Raw genomic sequence first — 11889 nt, 5'->3', positions numbered from 1 at the left:
CTGGCGGTACTTCTAGAAGGGCTGATTGGTTAAAGTAATCAGGTTCGGCGAATTTCTGCTCGAAAAACCACTGTTGGATGGGTGTCAGTGCCACATTGCCAGTCACTAAACCTTATTTTGAGCAGTTGCTTTGTATTCTCCAAGGAGAATTAAATTTTACTGGGTTTATCCAAGCTTGGAAGCAGGTTGTGGCGAGACATCCAGTTTTACGTAGTTCCTTTTATTGGGAGGAGATAGAAAAACCCTTGCAAATGGTGAGTAAGCAAGTGGATCTCCCGTGGGAAGAACTGAATTGGCAAAATTTCACAGCCGACGAACAACAACAGCATCTAGAGGATTTTTTGAAATGCGATCGCCAAAAAGGATTTGAACTAGATCGAGCTCCTCTGATGCGCTTCACCATCATCCAGCTAGAGGAATATACTTACCAATTTATTTGGAGTCATCATCATATTCTCTTTGATGGCTGGTCGATGCAGATTATCCTCAAAGAAGTTTTAGCTTTCTATGAAGCACACCAGCGAGGCGAACATTTACGCCTGATACCCTCTCGCCCCTATCGAGAATATATTAATTGGTTACAGCAACAGGATATCGAGCAAGCAAAGAACTTCTGGCAACAAACTCTCCAGGGTTTGGAGCTTCCTAAATCTTTAATCGGGAATAAAGAACAAGAACAAGGAATATACAATCAGCAAACTTTTCAATTATCTCAAACGGTAACTGAGAAATTGCAATATGCGGCGCGACAGCACCATTTAACTCTGAATAATTTGGTTCAAGGAGCGTGGGCATTGCTACTTTCCCGCTACAGTGGGGAAAGTGATGTAGTATTTGGTGCAACTGTATCTGGTCGTCCACCAACCCTTGTAGGAGTGGATTCGATGGTGGGGCTACTAATCAATACTCTCCCCATGCGGGTACAAGTTACAGGAAAAGTGGAATTATTACCCTGGCTGAAGGAATTACAAAGCCAAGCTTATGAACAGGAACAGTATGCTTATTATTCTTTGGCAGAAATTCAGCATTTGAGTGATGTTCCCCCAGGAATGCCTTTGTTCGAGAGTCTTTTTGTCTTTGAGAATTATCCACTAGATTCTGCTGAACAAGACACCAAAAAAACTTTAGAAATTAGTCATATTCGTTGTTTTGAACGCACGAATTATCCGTTAACAGTGGTAGTTAATCCTCAATCACAATTGTCTGGAAGGATTGTCTATGATGCCAGTCGTTTTGAGCCAGAGATAATTGGGCGGATGATTGGACATTTCCAAACATTGCTCGCGGGAATGGCAGCCAATCTCAAACAAAATGTTTCTGAATTATCTCTGCTCAGTGCAGCCGAAGAAGAAGAATTAATAATCCAAGAAAGCAGTCAAAATATAGATTATATTAGATATAAATGTATTCATATTTTATTTGAAGAACAGGTAGAAAAAACTCCTAATGCGGTAGCCGTTGTATATGAAAAAGAATATTTAACTTATCGGGAGTTAAATAAGCGTGCCAATCAATTAGCGCATTATTTGCGTTCAGCTTTGCTGTCGCGTAGCGATTCGCTAGGAGTTAAACCAGAAGTACGGGTGGGAATTTGTGTCGAGCGTTCGCTGGAAATGGTAGTAGGAATAATCGCTATTCTCAAAGCGGGTGGGGCTTACGTTGCATTAGATTCCGCTTATCCTTCTGAAAGATTAGCGTTTATGGTGGAAGATTTACAAGCACCCATCTTAATAACGCAAACTCATTTACAACATCTGCTCCCACTCAATAATCAAACTGTGGTGAATCTGGATACAGATTGGGAAATCATTTCCCAATACAAAGAGGACAATTTGCTCAGTAACGTTAATCCAGAAAATTTAGCTTTGATAAGCTACACCTCTGGTACAACAGGAACACCAAAAGGTACAGAAGTTCCCCATCGGAGCATTGTTGGTTTTATGTTTGGGGTTGATTACGTTCACCTTGATGCAAATCAGATTTGGCTACAACATTCATCAATTTCTTGGGATGGACTCACCTTAGAACTTTGGCCGGCCTTACTTTACGGTGGGCGTTGTGTGCTTTACCCAGGCAAAATTCTGACACCTGAGAACTTAAGCCGCATCATCCGAGAGCAAGGAATTAACATCCTGTATCTGACTACTGCCCTATTCAATCTCATGATTGATACAATGCCACAAGGATTTTCAGAAATTAAACAACTGATGTTTGGGGGAGAGTCCGTTTCTGTATCTCATGTTCGTCGGGCTTTAGAACTATTACCGAAAACCCAAATTATTCATGCTTACGGCCCTTCAGAATGTACAGTTTTTACTTCTTGCTATCCAATTCCTAAACAACTTGCTCAAAATATCCATTCAATTTCCATTGGTAAACCCATTGGAGATAGGATAGTTTACTTACTAGATGAAAACTTACACCGACTTCCAATTGGTGTTAATGGCGAACTCTATGTGGGTGGAGCGAGTGTTGCTAGAGGTTACTTAAATCAACCAATATTAACCAACGAAAAATTTATTCCTAATCCTTTTATTAAGGGAGATACCCTTTACAAAACCGGAGATTTAGTCCGCCGTCTTTCTGATGGAAATCTAGATTTTATCGGTCGAATTGATACACAAGTAAAAATTCGCGGTTTCCGCATTGAATTAGCAGAAATTGAAGCGATTTTAATTCAACATTCTGACATCAAGCAAGTTGTTGTCATTGTGCGGGAAGATGAACCTGGAAACAAATATTTAGTGGCTTATCTCGTTACCAATGATAATCAACTAACGCCTAGCACCCTGCGAAACTTCCTTAAGAAAAAGCTGCCTGACTACATGATTCCCGCCGCTTTCGTATTTATAGAAGCGTTACCCTTAATGCCTAATGGTAAAATCAATCGCCGTGCTTTACCCGCCGCAGATAATTCCCAAAGAAATCTAGAGGTTGATTTTATTCCTCCTCACACACCTACCGAACAAGAATTAGCTAGAATCTGGGTTGAAGTTCTCAAAGTAAAACAGGTTGGAATTCACGATAACTTCTTCGAGTTAGGGGGACATTCTTTACTGGCTACTCAAGTTATTTCTCGATTAAGAGAAGTCTTCTCTCTAGATTTTTCTCTGCGTTACTTATTTGAAAATCCGACTATTGCAGAACTCTCTCAAAAAGTGATTGCTCAACAAATTGAACAAGCAGAAAATGAGGAACTAGCAAAGATTTTAGCGGAGGTCGATCGGTTATCAGAACAAGAATTGACACAACAATTACTGTTTTGAGTGATAAATTTAATGACTCGATAATACTAAGTTTGAAAAAGCAGAAGATGTAAAAGATTTTTCTCTGTGTCTCTGTGGTTCAATAAAAAACTAATTTTCAACAATATATATGAGCGATATACTAAAACGTCTTGAAACCCTGTCGCCAGAAAAGCGAGAGTTAGTCTTACAAAAACTGAAAAAGCAACAGCAATCTACATCCAACAACAAACTAATTACGATTTCGCGCCAACAACCGCTTCCTGTTTCTTTTGCTCAAGAAAGACTGTGGTTTCTCGACCAACTAGAAGGCGAAAATTGTGTCTACAATGTCCCGTTTTTCTTGCAAATTAGCGGGTGTCTTCAGATAGCAGCTTTACAACAAGCTATTACAGCAATTATTCAACGTCATGAAGTCTTGCGTACTAGCTTTTGTGTTGTCAATGAGTTGCTGATACAGGTGATTCATGTCAATCCCAAGTTGACGATGCAACTGATAGACTGGCGACAATTGACGGAAGCAGACCAGTTAAAGAAAGCGCAGCAGTTAGCGATAGAAGAATTACAACAACCTTTTGATTTATCAAACCCACCTTTGCTGCGGGTAAAGTTGTTGCAACTGAGTGACCAATCCCATCTGCTGTTCCTCGTTATCCATCATATCGTTTGTGATGGCTGGTCAATGCAGATATTCCGCCGGGAATTATTCGCACTTTATACTGCCTTCTGTGCTGGTAAACCTTCTCCTTTACCAGAATTATTGCTGCAATATGCCGATTTCGCTCACTGGCAAAGACAATGGTTACAGGGAGAGGTTCTCCAAAAGCAACTCAATTACTGGCAAAAACAATTAGCCGCAGTTCCGCCACTGTTAGAATTACCCACAGACCGACCACGCCCGTCAACTCAAACCTATCGGGGGCGTAGCGAGTTTGGCGCACTCAATCAAAATTTAACTCAGAAGTTGAAGCGTTTGAGTCAGGAGTCAGGAACAACTTTGTTTATGACCTTACTGACAGCATTTGCGCTGTTACTTTCGCGCTACAGCGGACAGGAGGATATTGTTGTTGGTTCTGCGATCGCTAATCGCAACCTTCGTCAAATAGAACCATTAATTGGCTTTTTTGTCAATACCTTAGCATTACGTACCAACTTACAAGGGAATCCAACCTTCTTAGAATTACTCGAACGGGTGAGGCAAGTAACCCTAGATGCTTACGACCATCAGGATTTACCCTTTGAGAAGCTAGTTGATGAATTGGGTTTAGAGCGATCGCTCTCCTATCATCCCCTATTTCAAGTGGCTTTTGGCTTGCAAAATGAAATGCAAGAGACGCTAGAAATCCCTGGATTAACCCTGAATCCCTTTAAATGGGAAAACACAACAACGCTGTTTGATTTGTCCCTAATTGTTCGGGAAACTGACCAAGGGTTAACAACAGAATGGGAATATGCCACCGATTTGTTTGCAGCTACAACCATTCAACGAATGGTAGGAAATTTTGCAGTTTTGATTCAAGGAATTGTCGATAATCCTCAACAACCGATTAACACTCTACCGTTACTCACAGAAGTTGAACGTCAGCAACTACAACATTGGAATCAAACGGAAACCGATTATCCTCAGAATCAAACTTTAGTTGAAATATTTGAACAACAAGTTGCGAAAAATCCTAATAATATCGCTTTGGTGTTTGAATCCCAAAGTCTAACTTATCAACAACTTAATCAAAAAGCTAACCAACTCGCTCATTATCTAATTCAAAATTACCAAATTAAACCAGACACTTTAATTGGTATCTGTGTTGAACGGTCTTTAGAAATGATTATTGGCGTACTCGGTATCCTCAAAGCGGGTGCTGCTTATGTACCGATTGACCCCAATTATCCACAAGAGCGGATTGAGTTTATCCTACGAGATTGTGGAACATCATTATTGCTCACCCAAAGTTTTATTAAAGATAAACTACCTCTATCTGAACTGGAACATCAGTTAATTTGTTTAGATGAGGAAACTTTTAGTTCGGCGTTAATAGATAATCTAAATATTCAAATTCTACCTGATAATTTAGCTTATATAATCTATACCTCTGGTTCAACAGGACGACCCAAAGGGGTGATGATTGAGCATCAAGGAATTGTTAATCTAGCCTTAGCCTGGGCGAAAACTTTTCAAGTTAAATCACAAAGTCGTTGGCTTCAGTTTGGTTCTTTTAGTTTTGATTTATCTATTGGTGAAATTGCTACTACTTTGTCCGCAGGTGCTTCTTTATATTTAGCCCAGAAAGAAACTTTATTACCTAGTCAAGCCTTAATTGACTTGTTAGCTGATTGCAAAATTTCCCATTTCGCGTTACCTCCTTCCGCTTTATCTGTATTACCTCCAGCCACCTTACCTAATTTGCAAGCCATAATCATTGGTGGGGAGCCTTGTGCAGCCGGATTGGTGACACAATGGGGAATAGGACGACATTTTTTCAATTGCTATGGGCCGACGGAATCGACAGTTATTGCTACTATCGCTAGTTGTAAACCCAATGGGAAAAAACCTTCTATTGGTCAACCATTATCTAATATTCGCATCTATATTTTAGATGCTCACAATCAAGCCTTACCCCCAGGAATACCGGGGGAATTGTGCATTGCGGGAGTAGGTTTAGCACGAGGATATTTGAATCGTCCTGATTTAACCGCCGAAAAGTTTATTCAAGTGAATTTATTTGGTAAAACTGAGCGAATTTACAAAACTGGCGATTTAGCAAAATGGAACTCTGAAGGTAATCTTGAGTATCTAGATCGGATTGATGCTCAAGTTAAATTACGGGGATTCCGTATTGAATTGGGTGAAATTGAATCGTTACTATTGCAACACACTTCAGTTAAAGAAGCAGTTGTTATTTTATATAAAACTGATAGTAATCCCCGGTTAGTAGCATATATCACGGCGGTACAAAAGTCTAGTAATTTAGCAAATCAACTCAAAGATTATCTGAAAAATCGCCTGCCAAATTATATGCTTCCTAGCAAGATTATGATTTTGGATAAGCTGCCACTTACACCTAACGGTAAACTAGATCGGAAAGCACTACCAACACCAGATTTAACCGCTTCCAATGACTTTGAAATGCTTGTTACGCCAACAGAAGAACTACTGGCTATTTTATGGCAAAGTCTTTTAAAAACTAAGTTTGTTGGTCGTCGAGACAACTTTTTTGAACTGGGTGGACATTCTTTATTAGCGACTCAATTAGTTACCCGCATTCGTGATAGTTTTGGGGTGGAAATACCTGTACGCAAGGTATTTGAGCAGAGTATTTTGTCTGAGTTGGCAACAGAAATTGACAAAGCTTCTTCAGGAATCGCTTTATCTCCTATTACACCACAGCCTGAAAACGTTCCCAAAACTCTTTCTTTTGCTCAATCAAGACTCTGGTTTTTAGCCCAACTTGAAGGCACTGGAACCTCGACTACTTATAATATGTCAAGGGCTTTGCAGCTTGATGGCAAGTTAAATATAGAGGCGTTGCGGGCAAGTTTTAATTATCTCCTCGATCGCCATGCCATTCTCCGTACTTATTTTCCAGCTTTGGAGGGAGAAGCGCAAGTAGTTGTCCAAAATTTAGAAGACATTGAAGTGCTGGAAATCGCAGATTTACAAAAACTCGATTCCCAGACTCAAGCAGAAACCGTACAAAGGTTATCAAATAACCACGCTCAAGAACCCTTTGACTTAAATGCTGGCCCTCTTTTCAAAGCAACATTACTGCAATTAAGCGAACAGAAAAATGTGTTGCTGTTGAATATGCACCACATTATCAGCGATGGCTGGTCAATGGGGGTATTTAAACGCGAATGGGAACAGGCTTATTCGGCTTTTGCTGCGGGGGAGACTCCAAAATTATCACCATTGCCGATTCAGTATAGTGATTATGCAGCTTGGCAGCGCAGTTGGTTGCAGGGGGAGATTTTAGAAAGTCAAGAAAATTACTGGAAACAACAACTACGCGAGGCTCCCCAATTACTAGATTTGCCTACCGATTATCCCCGTCCAGCGCAACAAAGTTACCAAGGTGGACGCGAAGAATATCGTTTGAGTCATGAACTGACTCAGAAACTCAAAATCTTGAGTCAAAAATATGGGGTTAGTTTGTTTATGACCTTGTTGACGGCTTTTAATATCTTGCTATCGCGTTACAGCCGTCAAGAAGATTTATGCGTTGGTTCTGCGATCGCTAACCGCACCCATAGTTATACAGAATCACTAATTGGTTTTTTTGTCAATACTTTAGTATTACGGAGCAAAATAAAGTCAGAGCAAGGATTTAACGAGTTACTCCAGCAAACGCGCCAAACTTGCTTAGATGCCTACGCTCATCAAGATATTCCCTTTGAGTATTTGGTAGAACAGTTACAGCCAGAACGCAGTCTCAGCCATAACCCTTTATTCCAAGTCATGATAGTGTTGCAAAACACCGAAGGGGCGGGAACAAATGTCAGTCTACCAGGGCTTGATATTAAATGGTTGAATCAAAGTTATCCTTATGCCAAGTTTGATTTGACACTCGATCTTTGCGAAAGGGACGAGCAACTACATTGTATGTGGGAATATGCCACCGATTTATTTGAGGCAGAAACCATTCAACGGATGGCGGGACACTTTGAAGTCTTGCTTAGTGCGATTATCGAAAATCCTCAACAGCCGATTAGTAAACTGCCCTTGATGACAACAGCAGAGATTCAACAACTGCGAGTTTGGAATCAAACTAACATCGATTATCCTCAAGGGCAAACGCTCGTAACTCTATTTGAACAACAAGTTACACAAACCCCCGATAATATTGCCGTGGTGTTTGAAGATTGCAGCCTGAGTTACCAAGAACTGAATCAAAAAGCTAATCAACTGGCATATTCGCTATTAGAACTCAAAAAAGAGCAACAATTACCTGATAATTCATTGATAGCGATTTGTGTGGAGCGATCGCTAGAGATGGTCATTGGCTTGTTTGGTATTCTCAAAATAGGCGGGGCTTATGTGCCAATTGACCCCAACTATCCGCAAGAGCGGATTCGTTTTATGCTGGAAAACTGTGGGGCAAGGGTTTTGCTAACTCATAGTCAACTTAAAGATAGATTAGGAATTAAAGAATGCGCTCGGCAATACCAAGTACTCTATCTCGATCGAGAGGGAATGGGGAATGGGGAATGGGGAATGGGGAATGGGGAACAGGGAATAGTAAATCCTAAAATCCAAAATCAAGATGATTTAGCTTATGTCATTTACACATCAGGTTCTACTGGGCGACCAAAAGGCGTAGAAATACTGCACCGTGGTTTAAGTAACTATTTGCACTGGGCAAAAGACTTCTATGCAGTAACGGAAGGGCAAGGTACGCCTGTACAGTCTTCCCTGAGTTTTGATGCAACCATTACCTCCCTCTATCTACCTCTAATTTGTGGGCGTACCACCACCTTGGTGAGAGAAAAACAAGAAATTGAAGCTTTAGCAAATATCGTCAAACAAAACAATCATCTCTCCCTCGTCAAAATCACGCCGTCCCATTTGGAAATCTTAAATCAGCAACTCGATGCTGATGCTATGCCAAATCGAGTTAATGCCTTTGTTTTAGGTGGTGAAGCATTACACGCTAACCAAATAATTCCGTGGCTGACTCATGCCCCTGATACTCGCTTAATTAACGAATATGGGCCTACAGAAGCGGTTGTGGGGTGTTGTGTTTACGAAGCAACTGGAAAAACGGATGTAGTAGGCGATTTATTAATCGGAAAACCAATTGCCAATGCACGAATTTACATTTTAGACAACCAAAATCAACCGCTACCTCCTGGAATTCCTGGCGAACTTTGTATTGCGGGTGCTGGTTTAGCCCGTGGCTATCTAAACCGTGCCGAACTCACAGCAGAAAAATTCATCGAACTGGAATTATTTGGGGAAAAAGAACGAGTTTATAAAACCGGGGATTTGGCAAGATGGTTGCGAGACGGGAACTTAGAATATATGGGGCGGATTGATAACCAAGTAAAACTGCGGGGCTTTCGGATTGAATTGGGTGAAATTGAAGCTTTATTAGCTCAACACCCCAAAATTGGGCAAGCAGTTGTGATTTTAGCAGGAGAAAGTGCGATCGCACAACGCTTGTTAGCTTATATTGTACCCACACCAACAGATAACAACTTTGAAGACAAAAGTCTGCAAGTTGAACAGGTTGAATTATGGCAGCAAGTTTTCAATGATAGCTACTCTCAGCAACAAGCCCCAACCGACAATCCAACCTTGAATCTAGCGGGCTGGAATGATAGCTACACAGGAAAACCAATTCCCCAAGCGGCGATGGAGGAATGGCGAGATACAACAGTTGCCCAAATTTTGGAACTGCAACCGCAACGGATTTGGGAAATTGGTTGCGGAACAGGGCTGTTGTTATTTAAAATTGCGCCTCATTGTCAGCAATACTTAGGTACGGATCTTTCACCTGAAGCATTGCACTATATTGAACGACATCTCAAACAGCAATCTCTCGAAGATAAAGTTAGCTTAAAAGCCAGTGCCGCAAACCAGTTTGACGACATTGAAACAAATGCTTATGACTTAGTAATCATGAATTCAGTGATCCAGTATTTTCCCTCATTGGATTACCTTTTATCAGTATTGGAGGGAGCTATCAATACCGTAACGACTCAGGGAAAAATCTTTATTGGGGATGTGCGAAATCTAAATCTCTTGAAAGCTTTCCACACCGCAGTCGAGTTTCATCGCGCCCCCGATGAGTTATCAATTAAGGACTTGTGTCAACAAATTCAAAAAAGCATTGAAACTGAAGGTGAATTACTGATTGATCCTGATTTATTTATTGCCTTAAAACAACGATTTCCGCGAATTAGCCATCTGCAAATTCAATTGCAACGGGGTTATGCCCAAACGGAAATGAGCCGTTTTCGTTATGACGTTATTTTACATTTGGATCGAGTAGATATTCCCATTGCGTCACCTCAATGGTTAGATTGGCAAGGTGAACACCTGAATTTGGAAACAATCGAGAAAATTTTAACGATTCAGCAACCAGATTTGTTAGGTATCAAGAATATTCCTAATGCTCGTCTCACCTCAGAAATGATGCTATTAGAAGAAATTGCTCAATTAGATGGTAATGTTGCAGATTTAAAAGCGGTAATTGCTCAAACCAAATTAGACATAGAACCCGAAGCATTCCGAACTTTAGCAGTAAATTTGCCCTATACACCTTTTATCCAATATAATCCTACCGAATTTTCTAATTACGATGTTATTTTTCAACGGAATATTTCTGGAAAAGTGACATTACCACGATTTACGCAAGGGGAGAATTTACAACTGAAACCTTGGCAAGATTACGCAAACCAACCGTTACAATATCACACTAATCAAGTTGATTCAATTTTGTTAGCTAAATGGCGAGATTTTCTGGGAAAAATGCTCCCTGATTATATGATTCCTAGCCATTTCACTATTTTAGAGCAACTGCCATTAACACCGAATGGTAAAGTAGACCATAAAGCCTTACCTGCGCCAGATAGAGGAGTCCCAACAACAGATATTGAATTACCTGTAACAGCAACAGAAAAGTTGCTTGCCGAATTGTGGGTGAACCTGCTTAAATATGACACGCTTGCCCGACATGATAACTTCTTCAACTTAGGGGGACATTCATTATTAGCAACCCAACTCATTGCCCGCATCCGTGATAAATTTAAGGTGGAACTGCCTTTGCGGAAGGTATTTGAATTCCCTATCCTCAGTGAATTAGCTAATTATCTTGATACCTGCATTTGGGTTAATTCCACCGATAAAAATATGCAGTCTCTCAACTCAGACGAAGAGGAAATCGAATTTTAAAGTACCACGGCTGAAAACACGTCTTCAAGTAAAATTATCTTTAACTTAACCTATGATTGCCCTATCTGATTCCGTTTTTCTCACTCCTGAAACATACTTAGAACTAGAAGAAAAAAGCAACATCAAACACGAATATATCGATGGACAAGTTTATGCAATGGCAGGAACAACTGACATCCATAACACCATTGCCCTAAACCTGGCTTTATTGATTCGTAATCACTTTCGAGGATCAGGCTGTCGAGTTTACTTTGCCGATATTAAAGCAAAACTTGAAAAACGTAACCGCTTTTATTATCCTGATATTATCGTAACCTGTGATTCTAAAGACCGAGAAACCCCGACTTATAAACGTTTTCCTAAACTTATTATTGAAGTTTTATCCGAGTCCACGGAAGGCTTTGATCGAGGTGATAAATTCAACGACTATCAAACCATTGATAGCCTAGAAGAATATGTTTTAGTTAACAGCAAACACCAACGATTTGAAACCTTCCGCCGTAATGAGCAAGGCTTATGGGTGCTACAAACCTATACACCTGATGACCAAATATTTTAACTCAAAAGCATTAACCTAACCGCTACTTTTACCGACCTTTACGACAATGTAGAATTGGAGGCTGTGACAGAAAAACCAGAACTAATTTAAAAAATGTAAAATCTCTACCTCTAGGAAGTTCGTAGTAAGGACTTTAGTCCTTCTTAATTTAAGCACTAAAGTCCTTACTACAAACAATCAAAAATAGGTTAAAA

Annotated in this window: 3 protein-coding genes; all 3 read left to right on the top strand. The window is 40.3% G+C overall.

Translation table 11 applies throughout. From position 1 onward, the window contains the following. Positions 1 to 95 precede the first annotated feature (95 nt). The 3 genes from CDG79_RS05690 (at position 96) to CDG79_RS05680 (ending at position 11695) form a co-directional block, all read left to right on the top strand. Positions 96 to 3266 (top strand): non-ribosomal peptide synthetase, encoded by a 3171-nt coding sequence (locus CDG79_RS05690; protein WP_223278022.1) that lies wholly within the window; start codon positions 96 to 98, stop codon positions 3264 to 3266. Positions 3267 to 3375: 109 nt separating this feature from the next. Next, a complete protein-coding gene (locus CDG79_RS05685; RefSeq protein ID WP_094341261.1) occupies positions 3376 to 11136 on the top strand; it encodes a non-ribosomal peptide synthetase in 7761 nt (2586 codons plus the stop codon). Between the two features lie 52 nt (positions 11137 to 11188). Next, a complete protein-coding gene (locus CDG79_RS05680) occupies positions 11189 to 11695 on the top strand; it encodes a Uma2 family endonuclease (protein ID WP_094341260.1) in 507 nt (168 codons plus the stop codon). Positions 11696 to 11889 lie beyond the last annotated feature (194 nt).

Origin of the sequence: Nostoc sp. 'Peltigera membranacea cyanobiont' 232, from assembly GCF_002245985.1 — a bacterium.
Taxonomy (GTDB): Bacteria; Cyanobacteriota; Cyanobacteriia; order Cyanobacteriales; family Nostocaceae; genus Nostoc.
Note: the sequence above shows the minus strand (reverse complement) of the source record. Positions and strands in the feature narration are given on the sequence as shown.

Coding starts and splice junctions, on each gene's coding strand:
- CDG79_RS05680 (WP_094341260.1), top strand. CDS start 11,189: ATGATTGCCCTATCTGATTCCGTTTTTCTCACTCCTGAAACATACTTA.
- CDG79_RS05685 (WP_094341261.1), top strand. CDS start 3,376: ATGAGCGATATACTAAAACGTCTTGAAACCCTGTCGCCAGAAAAGCGA.